Source organism: Echinicola rosea (assembly GCF_005281475.1).
Taxonomy (GTDB): Bacteria; Bacteroidota; Bacteroidia; order Cytophagales; family Cyclobacteriaceae; genus Echinicola; species Echinicola rosea.
In genome coordinates, this window is sequence record NZ_CP040106.1 from 2,276,173 (window position 1) to 2,297,143 (window position 20,971).

A 20,971-nucleotide genomic window follows, 5' to 3' on the forward strand; every position below is an offset into this window, starting at 1 on the left:
TGGGGAATATTGAGACTTTAGATGTGAGACTTGAGACAATTGTATATCAAATTCTTCCCCGCGGCGGGCAGGTTAGGTGGGATTGCTGGGTTTTGCGGGGGCACCAGCACTGGGAAGTTTTGAGTTGCTGAGACAATTAAACTGTTCCTAATTCCTGTCCTGAGCAAGTGGAAGGATGAAGTCAACAAATTGCGAAAATAAATAACTTAAATAACCAATAATCATTAACTAAGCTATGAAAAATTTACTGGCATTGCTTCTGGTGATGCAGTTCGGGGTTGCCTTTGGCCAAAATTTCAAGTTTGCCTTTGTGACAGATACTCATATTGGTTCTCCCAACGGTGCTGCAGAGGAAGATTTGGAGCGAACGGTGGAGGATATTAATGCGCAAAGCAATTTGGAATTTGTACTGCTCACGGGAGATATTACGGAGATGGGCACAGATGAAGAAATAGCGCGTGCAAAGGACATTATAGGCAAGCTGAACATTCCGTTTTATGTCATTCCCGGCAACCATGATACCGGCTGGTCCGAATCGGGAGGGGTGAGTTTTATCAAGGCGTTTGGGTATGATAAGTTTGTGTTTGAGCATGAAGGGTACAAGTTTATAGGGACAGCTTCTGGGCCTTATGTGCGCATGTCTGATGGGCACATCCCGAGGGATGCGGTGGTGTGGATGGACTCAGTATTAGCGGCCACGCCAAAAGACCAACGGATCATCAATGTGAACCATTACCCTTTGGACAATAGCCTGGACAATTGGTTTGAACTAACGGACAGGTTGAAGCGATATAATACGCAGTTTTCGATATGTGGTCATGGACACCGTAACAAACCTTATGATTTTGAAGGCATTCCCGGGGTGATGGGAAGGTCAAATCTACGTGCGAAAGATGAAGTTGGTGGGTATAATATCGTCACTATCTCGCAGGATACCGCTTATTTCGCGGAACGAACACCCGGGGTGAAGACCGACAGGCCATGGCGAAAAGTAGCCCTGGGCGATCGGGATTATCCATCCGACATTCCCTATGAGAGACCTGATTTTAGCGTGAATAGTCAATATGATCAAGTAACCGTTAAGTGGAGCTATCACTCTGACGCCAATGTGATCTCTACCCCCGTGGAAGCAAAGGGAAAAGTGGTTTTCGGTAACAGCGTGGGAAAAGTGGAAGCACTGTCCAGCGAAAGTGGAGAAGTGCTGTGGGATTTCCAGACAGGGGCAGGGATTTTTTCTTCCCCGGCAGTCCACGATGATTTGGTGATTTTGGGGTCGGGTGATGGTAATATCTATGCATTGGGCTTGGGCCAGGGGGAGCTGGTATGGAATACACCAACAGAAGCTTCCGTTTTGGGCTCTCCCGTGGTGAAAGAAGGGGTTGTTTACATTGGTGGCAGTGATGGTAAATTCCGTGCCTTGGATGCTACGGATGGGGATGTGTTGTGGGAGTTTTCCGGACTGGAAGGGCCAGTGGTGAGCAAACCGCTGCTGTATGAGGGGAAGGTGTATTTTGGGGCGTGGGATAAGCACTTATATGCCTTGGATAGCGATAGTGGAGAACTGGCCTGGAAGTGGGACAATGGTTCGGCCAACAGAATGTATTCACCTGCGATGTGTGTTCCAGTGGCTCATGAAGAGGTGGTGTATATCGTGGCACCTGATCGCTACATTACAGCGTTGGATGGGGCTACTGGGGCCGAACTTTGGCGAAGTAATGAAGCCACCGTAAGGGAATCCATTGGTATTTCAGCTAATGGGAAATGGGTATATGGTAAAACCATGAACGATGAAATTGTGGCTTTTGAGGTAGGTAGAGCATCCGCCAAACTTGCCTGGCGAATGCACTGCGGTTTTGGTTATGAACATGTGCCATCGATGCTGATAGAGAATAGTGGCGCGGTTTATTTTGGGACAAAAAACAGCACGGTTTACAGTGTTGATCCAGTTTCGAGAAAAATCAATTGGGTGCACAAAATCGATAATTCCATGGCCAATACGGTGAACGTGATCAATGATCACTCCCTGTTAGTAGCGACGATGGATGGAAAGGTGGAGTGGTTGGAGTTTTAGTTTTTTATTGGAATATCAAAAAGCTTAAAAGTAAAGGTATGAGAAAGTATAGATTAATGAGCGCATTGTTGTTTTGTGCTGCGGTAGGGCTGCTAGGCGGCTGTGGTAGTAGGACGTCAACAGAGAAAGAAGAGCGAACAACTGCCGAGGGGCAGCCCACGCGGGTAGTGATCGGAGCGGAAAGGCTGTTGGAACCTGATTATTTTTCTTTGGTAAAAGCAAAGAAAGTGGCCTTGGTGACCAATCATACTGGTCTGTTGCCAGATGGCAGGCATTTGGTAGATGTGCTTTTTGAGCATAAAGAAGTGGACTTGACGTTGCTTTTTGGGCCAGAGCATGGGATTCGGGGGGAAGAAGATACACATGTCGCTGATGGGAAAGACAAAGACACCGGTTTGCCAGTGGTTTCGCTTTATGGAAAGGTGCGTAAGCCAACTCCCGAGATGCTGGAAGGAATTGACGTGGTGCTTTTTGATATTCAGGATGTAGGAGCGCGGTTTTATACCTATATCGCCACGATGAACCATGTATTGGAAGCCGTTGCGGAGCAAGGGATTCCGTACGTCGTACTGGACAGGCCTAACGCTATTGGAGGTGAATACGTGGGTGGTCCAGTCGGCGATGATCAACTAAAACCGATTGTCGGGGTAGATCAGCTTCCTGTGGTGCATGGAATGACCGTGGGCGAATTGGCCCATATGTTTAACGAGGAGCGTGGGAAAAGTGGCTTGCCAAAAGCTGATCTGACCGTGGTAAAGATGATAAACTATCGTCGGGACATGTGGTTTGATGAAACTGGGCTGCCATGGATCAAGCCTTCACCGAATATGCTTACGCTGACGACTGCAACGCTTTATCCCATGACCTGTCTTTTGGAGGGAACCAATGTCTCTGAAGCTAGGGGGACGCTGCATCCATTTGAGCATATTGGTGCGCCATGGATAGATGGAAAGGCCTTAAGTGATCAGCTTACTTCTTATGGATTAGCAGGAGTGACGTTTGGGCCAAGCAAGTATGTGCCAGGCAGGGTGGTAGATGGTATTGAGATCTATCCGCCAAAATTCCTTGGGGATACCTGTTCCAGTGCCAGTATTCATATTACGGACAGAAATAGCTTCGAATCAGCCAAAGCAGCTGTCTATATGCTGGAGGCACTTTTTGAACTTTATCCCGATCAATTGGAGTGGAAGGAGAAAAGGATGGATGGTTTGTGGAAGACATCGGCTATTCGAGAACAGATCAAGAAGGGGAAGTCACCAGAAACCATCATTCAAGCTTGGGAAGGAGGATTACGTTACTTTTCAGAGGGAAGGTCCGGTTATCTCCTGTATTGAACAGTTGTATTTTTAGCATTCAAAAAAGAAACCATGTGGCCTTCCGCATGGTTTTTTTGTTTTTCCGTGTTAAGGGGGGAAATACTAAAATTGGTCTTTTCGCCTAATTAGTTAAAATATGATATTGTTTGTTTACTAGTTTGATTTGTTTGTCCCTAATTATTGATAATATTTTTACAATTGTTTTTATATTCTTGTTATTGAATGATATCAACTTTAAATTTAAACTAATCAATATTAGTTGTGCTTTAATACACCATTTCACTTTTATTTATTGAAAAATAGTCTAAAAACTTAATCTATATAAAGATTAAAATTCTTTATAATGTGTAGGTGGTAAGCCTGAGTGCATTCAGTATGAGCTTTCGAGAGAGAGCAGGTTCTCCATAAGGGGAGTTGTTAGAAACGAATTACCGTTTTGTAGTATTGATTTTTACATATTCAAACTAGAAATTAAGAATATTTATGGCGATTAAATTAATTCCAGGAGGTATTGATTCTGATGTCTTCATGGTAGGAAACAGGACCTTTACCAAAGGCAAATTTTTTCTTTACAGGAAAGGGGAAACCGTTTTGGTAAATAGTAATGAAATGGGAGCTGTGGTGGCTTTTGGGCACTATACGGACTTTGAAGATGAGCAGGGGAATTCCTTCTCATCCGTGGACGAATTGATGGAATACCTGAATGATATGATATTCGGGAAGAGTGGGGCAAATATGAGCCGGAGCCAGCTTGATTATCAATATACAGAGGGTAGTGTGCTACAATATGATAGAAAAAGGATGTTTGGTTCCCATACCAATCCCCTCTCCGGACAGATTATGGACTATAATGATGGTTCGATAGATTCGACTAGGGGGGAAGGGCTTATTTTTCACAGAGACGAAAATGAACCGACTTTTCCAAATGGTTTTATCCATGGTGGAGGTACCTATTCGCCAGGGGAATTGAATTTGATACGATACCAATATTTCACGAAAGGGTTTAAGCTTTATACCATCGAAAACTTATCGGGATATGAAGGCGGAGATGTGTTTGATGGGCTTGTGCTTTACTATGATTTTAGCAAAGGCGGGGATATTGAAAACTCGTTGCTTGACCAGAGCGGATATAATAATAATGGATATATAGAACACCCAGAAGATGCCATATGGGATGAAGAAGAGGGTACCATTACATTGGGCAATAATGAAGATGTGGAGCTTCGGAGCTTTATTCGGGTGCCTTTCTCTAAAAGCCTAGGGTACGTGAAACATCAATTTACCATTTTGGTTGATTTTGGAAAGCGGGGCCAGTTTTCAGGAGTGATTTTCGGGAGTAACACTACTGGTAGTGGAAACAATGGGATCAATATGGGGATTGTCAGTGACGGAAGAGTGGAGCTTGAGGTAAACGAAGAGTCGTTAGGGTCAGGGGGAAGGGGGAGATCTACTTCACCTGCGCTATATCCTACCGATGGAAGTACATCGAAGTTTGTGATTACATATGATGGCCGTGATGTCCGATTCTATTACAATGGATCGCTGAATAAATCCAACGAGATTTCTGAAGGAGAATATATGTACAATGAAGAGGATTGGTATATCGGAAAACAGAATGGCAGGACGGTAAGTGCCATTACTATTTTCAGGCATTTTGCCGTTTGGGACCGTGTGTTGTCGGACGAGGAAATTGCGAATGTTTGGAATCATTTTGAAAGTGTAAGGCAAGAGGAATGCTAGTGCCTTACCGTTTAATTTAGTTTTATCACATAAATAAAAATCTATGGCTATTCAGATATCTCCAGGCGAATTGGGTTCCGGTATTTTTTGGGTGGGGGACGAGTCGTATCCTGCAGGACAGTATTTTATCTATAGAGTGCAGGAAATCGTATTGGTCAACAGCAATGAAATGGGGAAAGTGGCCTTGTATGGTCATTTTTCAGAATTTGTAGATGAGCATCAAAATCCCTTTTCCTCCATAGAGGACTTTATTAGTTACCTGAACAAGGTTGTTTTTCTTGATGAAAGAGAATCCTCTGAGGGAAATCCATATATATACGAGTTTACTGGAGGGAGTACGATTGCTTTTGACCGGCGGAGGCGCTATGGGGCTCAAACCACTCCGTTGACCGGAGATATAACGGAGGATTTGTCAGATGATTATTTGCCAGGGGAAGGGGAAGGCTTCATCTTCCATAGAGCTGCTTCCGAACCCAACTTGCCGGAGAGTTTTATAAAGGAAAGTGGGGAATATGCTGTCAACCAACTGAATATAATTAAATATCATTTTGTCGATAAGGGGTTTGTGTTGTATTCGGTTATGAGTACTGCGGATTATCAGCCAAATGATGTTTACGACGGCGTCGTAATCCACTATAGCTTTAATCAAGATCCTGAGTTTAGGGATTATATTGAGGATATGAGTGGATATGGTAATCATGGGAAGATCGTCAATCCTGAAGATATTCAGTGGGAGTCCACGCTGACGGGATTCAAGGTGAAATTGGGGAATAATGAAGAAGCGGAATTGAGGAGTTATATATCTATACCTTTTGCCAAATCTCTAAGTTTTGTTAAAGAGAAGTTTACGGTTTTGGTGGAGTATGGTAAAGGATCGAAATCAGCAGGTTCATTTTTTGGCTCCTATACATCGGGCAGTGGAAATAATGGTTTTCGTTTGGGTACTGTTTCGGACGGAAGGATGGAAATGGGCATCAACCCTGAATCCGAAGGAAGTAATGGTAGGGGGAGGTCAACGGGGGCATCCGGCTCCTACCCTACGGATGGAGATACCTTACTGTGCGTGATTACATACGACGGAGAGTCGATGCGGTTTTATACTGACGGGAAGCTCAATAAATCCAATGACGTCACGGATGGAATGAATGTCTATAATGATGAGGAATGGACACTTGGAAAATTAAATGGCACCACAACCAGTTACAGGAGCGTCATCAGTAGGTTTGCTGTCTGGAAAAGGGTGCTTTCTGAAGATGAGATCGCTGCTATCGATAAGTATAGCTTGGAGAAGAAGCCTATTGAGATATTAAAATATTGTCCATTTCAGGATATTATTGAGAACAGTGAACTGGATGCTGAGGGCGCTACAGACTCTTGGGTTCAAAGACAGTGTTATAGAGACCCTAATGATATTATAGTAAGTTCTGATTATGCCAGAGTAGGGACCACCAGTGGTAGGTTTTACCTTAGGAAAGGATTGAGGTACCAGTTAGAAAAGCACCGTACGGAAGTGTTGTCCATGTCCGGGATGGAAACGGAAATGTCCAAGATGAAGAAATGGATGTCCTATTCGATCTTTTTTCCCTCGGACTACTATATAGATCCTTCACATACCATCGCAGAGGTTATACAGCAGCTCCATGTAGGGTTTAGTCAGTCACCACCAATTAGTATACGAACAGAATTGGATGGTTTCTATCTTCAAGTCTGTTATGGGGAGTTTGATCGTAAAGTCGAGGAGCACGCCGAACTAAAAGAGACCATGCGTAGATATTATCGATTTAAGGGCATAACCCCTGGTAAGTGGCATGACTTTATACTTTATTATGAGCTCGATCCGACGGATGGAATAGTGAAGTTGTGGCTGAACCGTGAATTGGTGGTGGATCATAAAGGGCCTACCATGTATTCCAATGATTTGGATTACCATTATTCTTGGAAAGTAGGGTTGTATTGTTCGCAATGGGGCGCCGGTACTTTGGAGACCATTCCCGAAGAACGCGTACTATACTATGATGAGGTCAGGATTGCCAATAATGTGGCTCCAGCCTATGTCATGTTTTCCAAAATGGATCCAGAAGGACGAAGGGCGCTTAGTGGAGTGGAGTATCCAAATTACTACTGGGAGAGGGCAATTGAATGAAACCATCAATAGTTAGTTTGAATAAAGAGATCGGTATTATACCGATCTCTTTATTACTTTACAAGAAGTTAGGTCTATCCAGTTTTTGGCCGATGCGATAGGCTGCATTCATGAGGCCTACGTGGCTGTAGGCTTGGGGGAAGTTGCCCCATTGACTGCCCGTTTTGTGATCGACATCTTCAGAAAATAGCTGGAGGTGGTTGCAGTATTTGGTAAGGGTCTCGAAGCCTTCTACTGCCTCATCAAGACGGTTCACACAGGCCAATGCCTCAATATACCAAAAAGCACAAATTAAAAATGTGGTTTCCGGCACGCCAAAGTCATCCATGTGCTTGTAGCGGTAAAAAAGGTAGTCTTTGGCCAAGAGGTCCTTTTCAAGCATTTTCAAGTGGTTGTTGGCACGTTCGATGTCATTGCCGAAGTATCCCATGGTGATAAGCTGTAAGGTACTCGCATCCATGTTTTTGGTGCCAATAGCCTGCGCATAAGCTTTCATCTCTGGGACATAGCATGCCTCTATTTTTTCGATCGATTGTAGCCGGAGCCTTTCGGCTTTTTCTTTCATGGAGTCATCCTGAAGACGATCGGCAATTTTGATGGCCGCACATGATCCTGCCCAATGGAAAATAAATGTATAGCAATGCTCTTGTGCCAAATTTCTAAACTCCCAAAGCCCCGCATCTTTCTCATTCATGGTTTCCTCTATTTTATCCAACAGGTTGTGGATAAAAGGTGCAGAGTGGCTTTTTTCAGATTCAATAAAACGCTTGTCAGCATAAAGGGGTAAAAGACTTACCAATACTTGGCCATATAGGTCGTTTTGAATGTGGGTGTAGGCTTGGTTGCCAAAACGGACTGGTTGGTTGTCAAGATAACCTGATAGGTCACTGAGTTCTTCCTCCAATAACGCAGACCCTGTAATGGAATAAAGTGGTTGATAGCGGCCATTGATATTGGTGGGTAGGTTTTGAATGTATTCAAAATACCTTTCCAATTCTTGGAAGTGGCCAAGCGAGTTAAAGACATTTAGCGTATAGTAACTGTCCCGTATCCAGCAATAGCGGTAATCCCAGTTTCTGGTAGAACCCGGCGATTCCGGGAGGCTGGTTGTGGAAGCAGCAATGATGGCTCCGGTATCTTCAAACTGGTGGATTTTTAGCGCCAGTGCAGACCTGACTACCAGCTTTTGATAGAAGTGGGGGATGCTGGTAGATTTAATCCACTCTCGCCAGTATTGGGTAGTGGCTTGCAGAAAACGCTCAGCAGTGCTTTCTACCGGTGCTTCCAACGGCTGACCATAAGTGAAAAACATGTAAATGGGGCGTTGAAGCCTGAAGGCACGGTCTTCCATGATGTAGTTTACAGAACAATTTGCCGTCAGCCGCACTTCCTGTTCAGCCCCCAAAAATTCAATATGGTTGCTGTTCATGCTGGGTTTGAGCTTCTTCTTCCCCCTGTTGGTGACCGGTTTACAGTTGATTTTGATTTTCGGCTCGCCTGAGATGGGCTCGATTTTTCTGACCACCATCAGGGGCTTGTGGTACCGTTCGAAGTTCATGAAGCGGGGGGCAAAATCCGTTACTGCATAAGCTTCTTCACCATTGTCGAGCGTGACGGTGGTTTTTAGAATATTGGTGTTTTCAAGGTATTCTTGCTCGGTGGTAAAAGCATTGTCTTCTGGTAAAATGCTGAACTCTCCCCCTTTTTCTCGATCCAGCATTCCTCCAAAAATGAAGTCACTGTCAAAACGTGGGAAGCAGAGCCAACTAATATTGGTGTTTTTTTCAATGTGGGCGATATAAGCACAGTTTCCGATCAGCCCTGTACCATAAAGATGTCTTTTTGTCATATATTTTTGGTTGAATGGTGTAAAAAAGTAGGCAACTTTGGGTTAACGCTGAATATAGTAAAAAAATGAAAAGGTAAGAAGGTTGTGCAGTTGAAATGTTGTAGGGTTTGAAAGTTGGCCATGAACAATGCTGCTTAATCGATGGCCAGCATCAGTCAAACAAACCCTTAGACTTCAGTAAAGCTAATGAATACTACCTTTTTCCTTCATAAGGAACATAGACCACTTTTTTGGTTTCGAAGAAAGGCTCTTTGAAATAGTCTGCCAAGTGGTAGGTTACATAAGAGATCGGTAGTTCTTCCATTTCTTCGTCCACATCTCCTCCTTTGAGATAAAGGATGCCATTCGTGAATTCATTGAAATCCTCCTTCTTAAATTTGCCTTTTACCCAAGGATAGAAATTGGCCATGCGCGTAACCGCCCTACTTACGATAAAATCATATTTTCGATGGAGTGATTCGGCCCGTATTTGCTGGGCTTCCACATTGCTTATTTTCAGGGTTTTGGCGATGTCTTTTACCACGGTGATTTTCTTTCCGATAGAATCCACCAAGTGAAAGTTGGTATCGGGAAATAAGATGGCTAATGGGATGCCCGGAAAACCGCCTCCTGTGCCAATGTCCAATACCCAAGTGCCAGGTTCAAATCGCATGACCTTGGCGATTCCCAAGGAATGTAGCACATGATGGAGGTAAAAAGCATCGATGTCTTTCCGGCTGATGACATTTATTTTCTGGTTCCATTCCCGGTAGAGGTTTCCCAAAGCAGCGAATTGTTCTTTTTGCTTGTCGGATAGGTCGGGAAAATAGGATAGGATCAGATCTAATTCCTGGTTCATATATGTTGTAGGCGTAATTCGTGTAACAGATTCATAGGACAAGCATTAAAAGGCGGGGCATATTGAATGGTTTTCCCCTTTCTGTGAAGCCTTAAATGAATTTTTGCTTTCCTTGAGCGATTTCATAGAGAAGTTCGCGAGAGCGGTGCAGCTGAGCTTTTACCGTTCCCAGTGGTTTATCCAGCTCTTGTGCGATTTCATCATAAGAAAGCTCATCAAAATACCTCAGCTTCACTAATTTGCGGTATTTCGCGGGGAGTTTGTCCACAAAAATACGTACCATTTCGATCCGTTGGCTTTTGATGAACTCATCCTGCGGGTTATTATCGTCATCTTCCACATCTATGTTTACCGAGTTTCCCCCGTCATCGGTGAGGGTATTGTTAAGGCTCATGGTTTTGAGCTTTTTCTTTCGGATAAAGTCGATCGTATTATTAGTGGCGATCCGAAAAAGCCAAGTGCTAAAAGTATAGTCTTTTTTGAACTTGTGAAGATTTCTGAAGGCCTTGGCAAAAGCTTCCATAGTAAGATCTTCCGCATCATCCGCGTCACGGATCATTTTTAAGATCATAAAATAGACCGCCTTCTTATAGCGCTTCATAAGTGTAGCATAAGCCTGTTGGTCTTTTTGTTCTACCGCTTGATCTATTAAGTCAAAATCTTCTAATGCTTTGTCTGAGAACCCTCTTTCGTTTATTTCCATCTAACTGTCTTTGATAGGTAACCTTTAGCCCCAATAATCCAAAAATAACTTAAATACATTAAATCGAAAAACATGGTCCATAACACTTTCTTCGGACCCTCGATTTTTTTAATAGCGCTATTGAATATGGAGAATTGAAGCACTGCCCTTGTTAATATAATACTGACAATAACGCCAATTGGTTCCCATTTTTGCGTAATACTGATCAAAGCTATGGCTGTAGCCCAAAAAAACAAATGACTTATTGCATAAAGTCCTATTTTGGCTTTATCAGTGGTCTTATAATATTTCCCTGCTTGGAAATGCCGTGTCTTCTGGAGATAATATTCTTTAAAGGTCTTTTTGGGAATTGAGCGGGTAATGCCTTCCGGATGGATGACCACTGCTGTGTTGTTCTTTTTTGCGTGCCTATTGACATAGAGATCATCATCTCCGCCAAGGATTTGCCAGAGATCTTTGAATGCCTTTTGGTCCATGAAATACTTTCGGCGATAGGCCAGGTTTCGTCCCACTCCCATGTAGGGTGCTTTCCATAAAGCAAAAGAAAAATATTGGATGGCGGTAAACCACGTTTCATATTGGATGAGGGCATTCAAGAACCCCTTGTCCCTGTCATAGCCTCCATAGCCTAGGGAAAATGTCTTCCCTGCATTTCGGATAGGGTTGGTCATTCGCCTGATCCAGTTTTCCGATACGGGAAGGCAGTCGGCATCGGTCAGTAAGAGTACATCGTATTTGGCCACTTTAATGCCCAAGGTAAGTGCGTATTTTTTGGCTGTTACATGCTCAGGGGTGTATTCGATGGTGACGGTACGGAGCAAAGGGTACTCAGTCATCATCTGCTCCAAGAGATGCCGCGTGCCATCATATGACCTGTCATTAATGATCAGCACCTCAAAGGCAGGGTAGTTTTGCTGGAAGAGTAATGGGATAAGTTTCCGGAGGTTTTGTTCCTCGTTATGCGCCGCAATCACAATGCTCACGCCCTCTTGGTTTTGGTCGGCAAGGGCATCGCTTTGGTCATCATAAAAAAAACTTAGCTTGCCGTAAATAAACAAAAAGTAGCTGATTTGTATAAATGTAGCAGCCCCGAAAATGAGCCAGAGCAAATCGATGATCATGTGTCGTTTGGATTTCCCTGCAAAGATAAAATCAAAAACAGCAACTCTTTTAAGGATAAGCTTATATTTTTGTGCTTAAATTGATAACTAAATCAGCACAAGGTCGTTTGACTTTGTTCGGAAAGAATGATTGATGAAATTCACTCTAGAAAATACAGATCAGAAGAGTAAGGCAAGGACGGGAGTGGTCAAAACTGACCATGGAGATATTCAGACTCCGATATTCATGCCAGTGGGTACGGCGGGTTCGGTCAAGGCGGTACATCAGCGCGAACTTACCTATGATATCAAAGCCCAGATCATTTTGGGCAATACCTATCACCTTTACTTGCGCCCAGGCTTGGATGTACTGGAAAAAGCAGGTGGTCTGCATAAATTTAACGGCTGGAATAAGCCGATTCTTACCGATAGTGGCGGATATCAGGTGTTTTCACTTGCAGGCACACGGCAGATCACGGAGGAAGGAGTCCTGTTCAAATCCCATATTGATGGGTCCAAACATAAATTCACTCCCGAAAATGTCATGGATATCCAACGGAGCATTGGTGCGGATATTATCATGGCATTTGATGAATGCACACCTTATCCTTGTGAGTTTGGCTATGCCAGAAAATCCATGGAAATGACCCACCGCTGGCTGAAGCGGTGCATTGACCAAGTGGACAGTACTTCTGGAAAATATGGCTACAGCCAAGCGCTTTTTCCGATTGTGCAGGGTAGCGTTTACAAGGATTTGAGAAAGCAGTCGGCCGAATTTGTGGCTTCATGTGGACGTGAAGGAAATGCCATTGGCGGCTTGTCCGTGGGGGAGCCTGCCGAAATGATGTACGAAATGACCGAGCTGGTGACCGATATCCTTCCAAAGGATAAACCACGATATTTGATGGGGGTGGGAACTCCTGCGAATATCTTGGAATGCATCGCCTTGGGGGTGGATATGTTTGACTGTGTGATGCCTACCCGCAATGCTCGCAATGGGATGCTATTTACCTCCGAAGGGATTATGAACATGCGCAACGAAAAGTGGAAGGATGATTTCTCACCGATTGACCCTAATATCAACAGTCATGTGAGCAGTTTTTATTCCAAGGCTTACCTTCGCCACCTTACCGTCAGCAAGGAGATCTTGGCCGCCCAGATAGCGAGTGTTCACAACCTCAGCTTTTACCTTTGGCTGGTAGCTGAAGCAAGGGAGAAAATCAAATCAGGGGAATTTGCCGCTTGGAAGGATGTGATGGTGAAAAAAGTAAGCACAAGGTTATGATAAAATTACTGGATAAACTGATCATTAAGGATTTTCTGAAGACCTACTTTTTTGTGGTCCTGATGCTGATCTTGATTGTTTTGGTGTTGGATTTCACCGAAAAGAATGATGATTTTATCCGAAACAATGTGCCTACTGGCGAGATCGCCAAGTACATGTTTAATTATGGCCTTTACCTCAATAACCTGCTGACACCCATCACGGTGTTTATCTCGGTGATTTTTATCACTTCGCGAATGGCAGGGAGAACTGAGATAGTGGCAATACTAAGCAGCGGGGTGAGCTTTGTTCGGATGTTAAGGCCCTTTTTGATTGGTGCTTCGATGATTGCTATTGCCAGTTTTTTGCTCAATGGCTGGGTGCTTCCTGGAGCCACTGCGGGGGTATATAGTTTTAAGGTGGAATACCTGGAAGATGATGCCCAGTACAACTATCAGAATTTTCACGTAAAAGTAGCCCCCGATGTATATGCCTATATCAGCAAGTATTATACAGGTCCCAAGACAGGCTATACCTTTACTTTGGAGCATGTTGAAGAAGGGAAATTGATTTCCAAGCTTTCTGCTGACCGTATCGTATGGGATACTGCTGCCAATGCATGGGAAGTGCGGAATTATAAAATCCGGACACTGGAGGATATGGGAGAAGCGTATCAAGTGGGTGAGGAGATGGATACGGTGCTATCCATTACCCCGGCGGATTTTGATCTTCCGCCAAATCACCACGAAACCTTGAACCTGCCCGAACTGGGGCGGCATATTAAGGTCCTGGAGGACAGGGGGGCTGACAATGTGAATTTTTACAAAATTGAACGTTATGTGCGTTTTATGTCTCCATTTGCCGCGATTATTCTGACCTTCATTGGGGTGATAGTGGCCTCTAAGAAAACGCGCGGAGGGTCAGGATTTAAGATAGCCTTGGGCTTCTTGTTGGCCTTTGTGTACATTATTTTGTTTTTGCTCTCCAGGACATTTGCAGAAGCTGGCACCGCCTATCCGATCTTTGCCGTGTGGTCTCCCAATATCATATTTGCGGTCACGGGAATGATTATGTACAAAACCATTCCGCGGTAATCCCATGACCGGTACTGCTGTAAAAGATTATTTGATGCTTCACCTTACGGTGTTGATTTGGGGTTTTACCGCTATTTTGGGGCTCTTGATCGTCATACCTGCCGTAGAAATCGTTTTTTATAGGACGCTTTTAGCTTCCTTGATTCTTGGCGTTTTGTTTTTGATCCAAGGGAGAAAAGTGAGATTGCCATGGAAGGAACTGGCGAAAGTGCTGGGGACAGGGATGCTGATAGGGCTGCATTGGATCTTGTTTTTTGGTGCGGTAAGGGTGTCTACCGCTTCGGTCTGTCTGGCTGGGGTGGCCACTTGCTCCTTATGGACAGCATTCATTGAACCTTGGGTAAACAAGACCAACATCAAATGGTATGAAGTGATGCTGGGAATAGTGGTCTTGGTGGGGCTGTATGTGATTTTTAGATTTGAGGTGGATCATTGGAAGGGACTGGCCATGGCGGTAGGGGCGGCTTTTTTAGGCGCTTGCTTCACCGTGAGCAATGGCCAGTTGACTAAAAAGCATGCTGCTTATGTAATTACATTTTATGAGATGATAGGCGCCTGTTTGTTTTCGTTGTTATTCATGCCTATTTATGTGAAGCTATGGGCAGGTGAAGAAGGTTTACAGCTAGTTCCTGCTCCTATGGATTGGTTTTGGCTCCTGCTGCTAGGGGGCGTGTGTACGGTATATGCTTTTTCTGTTTCGGTGGAATTGATGAGGCGCTTGAGCGTTTTTGTGATTAACCTCACGGTAAATCTTGAACCCGTTTATGGGATTGTCCTTGCCGTGCTGATTTTTGGTGAGCAAGAAAAAATGACCCCAGGATTTTATATGGGCGCACTGATCATATTGGCTTCTGTTATCATGTACCCTGTTTTTAATTTCCTTTATAAAAGAAAAAAGAACAAGCAATTGTTAAGAATGCAATAAATCCGAGGCTAGGAAATACTTTGATGCCAGAAGTTACAATTTCCCAGCAAAAGTAAAGTATTCCTCTGGCCATTCACCAAGGGCGGTTTCTGTATCAAAAAGCCCAAAAACGGTAGCACCCGAACCCGACATGGCCGCATAGAAAGCGCCTTTTTCATATAGTTTTTCTTTAATGGCAGCGATTTGGGGGTGTTTTGGGAAGATGCTGGCTTCAAAATCATTGACCAATCGGTCTTTCCATAGACTGCGGTCAGCAATGGTCTCCTTGAGGTCAAATTCGGGATGTTTGGGCGTTACGCCCGCATAGGCCTCCTTTGTGCCAATGTGTATGTTTGGATTGACCAAGATGAGGTGGCAATCTTTTAGATTGATGTTTACATCTTCCAATATTTCTCCTCTACCGGTGGCGATTTTAGGGGTGTTTTCGATAAAAAAAGGGCAGTCGCTGCCAAGTTGGGCAGCATAATCCTCCAAAAACCAGTCTTCCAGGTGAAGGTCAAAGATATTGTTCATCATGGAAATGGCAAATGCAGCATCGGCAGATCCGCCACCGAGCCCCGCTCCCATGGGAATGGCCTTATGAAGGTGGAAATGGACATTCGGAAGGTCGTTAAAATCCCTTCTCATAAGTTTAAATGCCTTCAGGATCAGGTTGTCTTTTTCTGCGCCTGGAATTGGTAGGCCTGTACTTTTGAAGGAGGTTTTGTCTGCAAAAGTGATTTCCAAGGCATCATGGAGCGGAACAGGCAACATGCAGGTGGTGATGTCATGATAGCCATCCTTCCTTTTGCCATTTATGGATAAACCCAAGTTGATCTTTGCATTTGGAAATAATACCATTTTCTAAGATTTTGAAGACTTCGGAGGTAAAGATAATAGGCAATGGAGAAAAAGTGTCCAAGGAAAGGGAGAAACAGGGTGAATGTATAAAAAAATGTCCCAATTTGCATTTATACCTACCGTTCCTGTGGAACTTATCCTTTTGTATGTAACCCTTATTGGTGCAGTTCGACACCCTCACCGCGTGTAAGATTTTCCGATAACGGCGGGTTAGGCAGCAGTATGCGCAGTCGCTGACTATAGAACCCAACTGTCCTTTAATAAGCCGCGCACCATACATGCACAAAAGGGGGAAGGAGCCAGTGGTACGGATGATAGCCATGCCAATACGAAACTTGTTTCATTTCAATAAATAAAATCCGTTTGTCTTGGAGGGAAAAGCCAATTCCTTTGTGGCATTAAATCGGTACTGTGCGTTGAAAATAAATAACTCAAAACGATGAAAAAGGAGATATTAATTATTGCGTTTTTTATAAAGTATCACTGATATGTTGGGGTTTGGCCTGAAAACGACCTTAAATATTGGTTTTACTGATCTATTTTCAGGTTTTTTTTAACAAAAATTTAATTTTTTTGGAAATCAGAAGAAAATTTCGAAAATTGAAAAAATGTTTTTCTAATAAAACATAAAAAAGCGTATTGCATAAAAAAGCCCCTTAAAACTGAAGCATTCTATCAAGTAAGCAATAGTTTAATTTTTAATTCATTTTAAAAAAAGAAATAAAATATTGTAAGTCTCAAATTAGGGTTTTACTTTTGTTAAGCAATTAGAAAAAACGAATATCAGATACCACTAAACACATAAAAAGCATGTTAAGAATAGTCAGCGTCATTAACCTTATTGTCATTCTCATTTTCAACTGTAAATGAGGCGCTAGACTATTGTAAAACATCCATAAAACAATAAAGTGCCTCATATCGTGAGGCACTTTTTTTTATAAGGGAATAACAGAAGATTATATATATAATGAGTGATTCAAAGAAATATAGTTGGGAAATCAGTGATAATGAGGAGAATCCGGCGGCAATGGCGATGCTGTATGCGACCGGTATCACTGATAAAAAGATGAAACAGCCTTTCGTAGGTGTGGCAAGCTGCGGTTATGAGAGCAATCCTTGTAACATGCACTTGAACAGTTTTGCGGAAGACATCAAGGCTTCCACAAACGAGGCAGACCTTTCAGGTTTTATTTTTAATACTATTGGTATTTCTGATGGGCAGTCCATGGGAACTTCTGGTATGCGGTTTAGTCTTCCTTCCCGAGAGGTAATAGCAGACTCTATCGAGTCCTTCATCCTAGGGCATAGTTTTGACGGTGTGGTGACGATACCGGGATGTGACAAAAACATGCCAGGTGTGGTCATGGGAATGCTTCGCGTAAACCGTCCGGGGATCATGGTCTTTGGCGGGACGATCAGGTCTGGAAACTATAAAGGGGAGAAACTGAACATTGTTTCGGCTTTCGAAGCTTACGGTAAGAAGATCAACGGGCAAATTTCTGATGAAGACTACATGGGGGTGATCAAGAATGCCTGCCCAGGTGCTGGCGCATGTGGTGGTATGTACACCGCTAACACGATGTCGTCAGCTATCGAAGCGATGGGCCTTTCCCTCCCGTTCAGTTCTTCCTATCCGGCTACCTCCAAAGAAAAAAGAGAAGAGTGCAAAAATATTGGGAAATACATCAAGCAGCTATTGGCTTTGGATATCAAACCTAAAGATATCATCACCAAGAAGAGTTTAGAGAATGCCGTTAGGGTGACTGTAGCACTCGGGGGTAGCACCAATGCTGCGCTACACATTTTGGCGATAGCCAAAACGGCTGGGATTGATTTTACCCTTGAGGACTTTAAGCGAATCAATGCTGAGACACCTGTGTTGGGGGACTTCAAGCCAAGTGGTAAATTCATGATGGAGGATCTTTACGAAATGGGCGGCTTGCCTGCATTCTTGAAGTATTTCCTGAACGAAGGATTGCTTCATGGTGATTGCTTGACCGTTACGGGCAAGACGATGGCCGAAAACCTTGCAGACGTAGAACCTGTAAAGGTATCCAAAGAAAGCGTGATCCATCCATTGGACAATCCTATCAAGGAATCCGGTCATCTATGTGTGCTTCATGGCAACTTGGCTCCGGAAGGTGCCGTGGCTAAAATTTCCGGTAAGGAAGGGAAATCCTTCACTGGGACAGCTAAGGTGTTTGACGATGAGTCTTCTGCTAATGCCGCCATGAAAAACAAGGAAATCCAAAAAGGTGATGTGGTGGTCATTCGCTATGTCGGACCAAAAGGTGGACCTGGAATGCCAGAAATGTTGAAACCTACTTCCATTATTATCGGTGCAGGCCTAGGTTCGGATGTGGCGCTGATCACAGATGGTAGGTTCTCTGGAGGTACCCATGGCTTTGTAGTAGGGCACGTGACGCCCGAGGCCTATGTGGGTGGCCCAATAGGCTTGATCCAGAATGGAGACAAGATTACTATTGATGCCGGAACGATGGAGATCAGGGTGGATGTAAGCGAAGCTGAATTTGCAGAGCGTAAGAAAAACTGGAAAAATAAAGACTTGAGCCATCTTCAAGGCACGTTAAAGAAATATGTCCAATTGGTGTCTACCGCGTCTGAGGGTTGTGTTACTGACAAGCAGTGATACAATAGACCAACCAAGATGAGACCTAAACCTCAAATATAATTTAGTTACACATGAAATCAAGCATGACGTCAATGACACATAGAGAGGTGACATTATCATGTGAGATTCTATGTGACCTTTAAAAATCAATTATAAACACATGAAAGATTCGAGAATCAGAGGAGCTGAGATCGTGATCAAATCCCTGGTATCTGAAAATTGCGATTACATTTTCGGATACCCAGGAGGTGCTATCATGCCTGTGTATGATGCACTCTATGATTACGCGGACCAAATCAAACATGTACTGACGAGACATGAACAGGGAGCAATCCATGCTGCACAGGGGTATGCACGCGTCTCCGGAAAAGTCGGTGTATGCATGGCTACTTCTGGGCCTGGTGCGACTAACCTGATCACAGGGATAGCCGACGCCCAGATTGATAGCACTCCTCTGGTCTGCATCACTGGTCAAGTAGCCTCGCCGCTGTTAGGTACAGATGCTTTCCAAGAAACCGACGTAGTGGGTTTTTCTATGCCGGGAACCAAGTGGAATATCCAAGTAAGAAAAGCAGCGGATATTGCTCCAGCCATTGCAAAAGGCTTTCATATAGCGAGGTCTGGAAGACCGGGGCCTGTACTGATAGATATTACCAAGGATGCTCAGAATGAATTGTCAGAGTTTAATTATGTGCCTTGCTTGGGCATCAGGTCTTACCGTCCATATCCTATAGTGAAGGACAGTGAAATCACTGCAGCCGCTGAAGTCATCAATGCCGCCAAAAAACCTTATGTGCTTTTTGGACAAGGTGTTGTAATCGGTAATGCTGAGGAAGAATTCAAGGCTTTTTTGGACAAAACAGGAATCCCCGCAGCTTGTACCTTGTTAGGTTCAGGAGCACTTTCTGAAGACCATCCACAATATGTAGGTAAGCTGGGAATGCACGGTAACTATGCTCCCAATCTGCTGACCAACCAATGTGATGTTCTGATCGCGGTGGGGATGCGTTTTGATGACCGGGTGACCGGTGACCTTAAGCGGTATGCCAAGCAGGCCAAAGTAGTCCACCTAGAACTTGACAATGCAGAGATCGATAAAAACGTGAAGTGTGCAGTGTCTGTACTGGGGAATTGTAAAGAAAGTCTTCCAATGCTGACCGAAAAAGTCAACGAAGGAACCCACGATGAGTGGTTGGCAGCGTTCAGAAAATTGGAAGAAAAAGAGAAAAGTGCAGTGGTATCCCTTGACTTGCTTCCTACCAAAATCGGCTTGACCATGGGGGAAGTAATTCGATATATCAATGACTATAAGAAAGATGACGCTGTATTGGTCACCGATGTAGGACAGCACCAGATGATAGCATGGAGATATTTTAAATATAAGACTACTAGGACACAAGTGACTTCGGGTGGTCTGGGGACCATGGGCTTTAGCTTGCCTGCTGCCCTCGGAGCGCAGTTGGCGGATCTAAGCCGACAAGTGGTCTGTGTGGTAGGTGATGGTGGTATCCAGATGACCATTCAGGAGCTAGGTACCATCATGCAGACCAAAGCACCGGTAAAGGTAGTCTTGTTGAACAATGACTTCCTCGGGATGGTACGGCAGTGGCAGCAGCTGTTCTTTGATAAACGGTATTCGTTCACAGAACTGGACAATCCAGACTTTATCAAAATCGCAGAAGCCTATAACATGAAGGCCACCAAAGTGACCGAACGGGAAAATCTAAGTGATGCCGTAGCGGAGATGATGATCCATGAAGGTCCTTATTTTCTTGAGGTAGTGGTAGAAAAAGAGGATAATGTATTCCCAATGATTCCTACAGGATGCTCTGTAGAGGAGGTCAGACTGAGCTAAGTGGTCATCATGACAGGCCTCGCGGATTCCGGGTGCCTGAATGGAGGATAGTCCAAAAATACCAGTTACTTGATACTAGATACTAGATACTAAATTATGAATCGATATACCGTATCCCTTTTTACCGAAAATTTCATTGGTATCCTGAATAGAGTTACCTTGATCTTTACCCGAAGGGGAGTGAATATAGATGCCCTTACTGCTTCGGAGAGTAAGGAAGATGGTGTGCACAGGATCACCATTGAGGTGACCACCACAGAAGATCAGGTGCTCCAGATCGTCAAGCAAACCGAGAAGATCATAGATGTGATCAAGTCGTTTTATTATAAGGATGACGAAGTGGTGTACCAGGAAATTGCCCTGTACAAAATACCGATCAGCAGTCTTGACCCGGGATTGGAGAAAGTGATCAGGCAATACAATGCCCGGATCATATCCGCCGAGAAAGAATTTGTGGTGATCGAAATGACCGGCCATAAAGAAGACACCAAGGCTTTACTGGAGATTTTGCAAGATTTTAATATCCTCGAATTTGCCAGATCAGGTAGAGTGGCCGTGGCCAAACCAATGGGAACAATTGAACAATATTTGAATAATTAAA

The 20,971-nt window shown here is 43.9% G+C and carries 15 protein-coding genes; 10 read left to right on the forward strand and 5 right to left on the reverse strand.

What is annotated here, in order from left to right; all coding sequences use genetic code 11:
• The first annotated feature begins 235 nt into the window (after nucleotides 1–235).
• The 4 genes from FDP09_RS09245 (at nucleotide 236) to FDP09_RS09260 (ending at nucleotide 7,270) form a co-directional block, all read left to right on the forward strand.
• A complete protein-coding gene (locus FDP09_RS09245; RefSeq protein ID WP_137402390.1) occupies nucleotides 236–2,071 on the forward strand; it encodes an outer membrane protein assembly factor BamB family protein in 1,836 nt (611 codons plus the stop codon).
• 38 nt (nucleotides 2,072–2,109) lie between these two features.
• Nucleotides 2,110–3,405, forward strand: coding sequence for an exo-beta-N-acetylmuramidase NamZ family protein (locus FDP09_RS09250; protein WP_137402391.1), 1,296 nt, complete (start codon nucleotides 2,110–2,112; stop codon nucleotides 3,403–3,405).
• A gap of 465 nt (nucleotides 3,406–3,870) precedes the next feature.
• On the forward strand, nucleotides 3,871–5,127 hold the full coding sequence (locus FDP09_RS09255) for a LamG-like jellyroll fold domain-containing protein (RefSeq protein WP_137402392.1): 1,257 nt from the start codon (nucleotides 3,871–3,873) through the stop codon (nucleotides 5,125–5,127).
• Between the two features lie 43 nt (nucleotides 5,128–5,170).
• The gene (locus FDP09_RS09260; RefSeq protein ID WP_137402393.1) at nucleotides 5,171–7,270 is read left to right on the forward strand and encodes a heparin lyase I family protein; all 2,100 of its coding nucleotides are present in this window, start codon (nucleotides 5,171–5,173) and stop codon (nucleotides 7,268–7,270) included.
• 58 nt (nucleotides 7,271–7,328) lie between these two features.
• On the opposite strand, the gene FDP09_RS09265 is transcribed toward FDP09_RS09260, so the two are convergent.
• From FDP09_RS09265 to FDP09_RS09280, 4 genes are all read right to left on the reverse strand, one after another.
• Entirely contained in the window at nucleotides 7,329–9,119 is a 1,791-nt protein-coding gene (locus FDP09_RS09265) for a glycoside hydrolase family 15 protein (protein WP_137402394.1), read from the reverse strand.
• Between the two features lie 193 nt (nucleotides 9,120–9,312).
• Complete coding sequence (gene rsmG / locus FDP09_RS09270; RefSeq protein ID WP_137402395.1) at nucleotides 9,313–9,957, reverse strand: 16S rRNA (guanine(527)-N(7))-methyltransferase RsmG; 645 nt, start codon at nucleotides 9,955–9,957, stop codon at nucleotides 9,313–9,315.
• A 91-nt stretch (nucleotides 9,958–10,048) separates the two neighbouring features.
• Nucleotides 10,049–10,660: an RNA polymerase sigma factor gene (locus tag FDP09_RS09275; protein ID WP_137402396.1), complete on the reverse strand. Its 612-nt coding sequence runs from the start codon at nucleotides 10,658–10,660 to the stop codon at nucleotides 10,049–10,051.
• Nucleotides 10,651–11,781 (reverse strand): glycosyltransferase, encoded by a 1,131-nt coding sequence (locus tag FDP09_RS09280; protein WP_137402397.1) that lies wholly within the window; start codon nucleotides 11,779–11,781, stop codon nucleotides 10,651–10,653. Before FDP09_RS09280 ends, FDP09_RS09275 begins: the two co-directional genes overlap by 10 nt.
• Nucleotides 11,782–11,914: 133 nt before the next feature.
• Between FDP09_RS09280 and tgt the strand changes: the two genes are divergently transcribed.
• From tgt to FDP09_RS09295, 3 genes are read left to right on the forward strand one after another with little or no spacing between them, the layout of a single operon-like run.
• Entirely contained in the window at nucleotides 11,915–13,045 is a 1,131-nt protein-coding gene (gene tgt / locus FDP09_RS09285; RefSeq protein WP_137402398.1) for a tRNA guanosine(34) transglycosylase Tgt, read from the forward strand.
• Nucleotides 13,042–14,118 (forward strand): LptF/LptG family permease, encoded by a 1,077-nt coding sequence (locus FDP09_RS09290; protein ID WP_137402399.1) that lies wholly within the window; start codon nucleotides 13,042–13,044, stop codon nucleotides 14,116–14,118. Before tgt ends, FDP09_RS09290 begins: the two co-directional genes overlap by 4 nt.
• A 4-nt stretch (nucleotides 14,119–14,122) precedes the next feature.
• On the forward strand, nucleotides 14,123–15,043 hold the full coding sequence (locus FDP09_RS09295; RefSeq protein WP_137402400.1) for a DMT family transporter: 921 nt from the start codon (nucleotides 14,123–14,125) through the stop codon (nucleotides 15,041–15,043).
• Between the two features lie 33 nt (nucleotides 15,044–15,076).
• Here FDP09_RS09295 and ispE read toward each other — a convergent pair whose 3' ends face one another.
• The gene (gene ispE, locus FDP09_RS09300) at nucleotides 15,077–15,883 is read right to left on the reverse strand and encodes a 4-(cytidine 5'-diphospho)-2-C-methyl-D-erythritol kinase (protein WP_137402401.1); all 807 of its coding nucleotides are present in this window, start codon (nucleotides 15,881–15,883) and stop codon (nucleotides 15,077–15,079) included.
• Between the two features lie 967 nt (nucleotides 15,884–16,850).
• Between ispE and ilvD the strand changes: the two genes are divergently transcribed.
• From ilvD to ilvN, 3 genes are all read left to right on the forward strand, one after another.
• The gene (gene ilvD / locus FDP09_RS09305) at nucleotides 16,851–18,533 is read left to right on the forward strand and encodes a dihydroxy-acid dehydratase (protein WP_137402402.1); all 1,683 of its coding nucleotides are present in this window, start codon (nucleotides 16,851–16,853) and stop codon (nucleotides 18,531–18,533) included.
• Nucleotides 18,534–18,675: 142 nt separating this feature from the next.
• Nucleotides 18,676–20,370: a biosynthetic-type acetolactate synthase large subunit gene (gene ilvB / locus FDP09_RS09310; protein WP_137402403.1), complete on the forward strand. Its 1,695-nt coding sequence runs from the start codon at nucleotides 18,676–18,678 to the stop codon at nucleotides 20,368–20,370.
• A 96-nt stretch (nucleotides 20,371–20,466) separates the two neighbouring features.
• Nucleotides 20,467–20,970, forward strand: a complete 504-nt coding sequence (ilvN, locus tag FDP09_RS09315) for an acetolactate synthase small subunit (protein ID WP_137402404.1) — start codon at nucleotides 20,467–20,469, stop codon at nucleotides 20,968–20,970.
• Nucleotide 20,971: the final 1 nt, after the last annotated feature.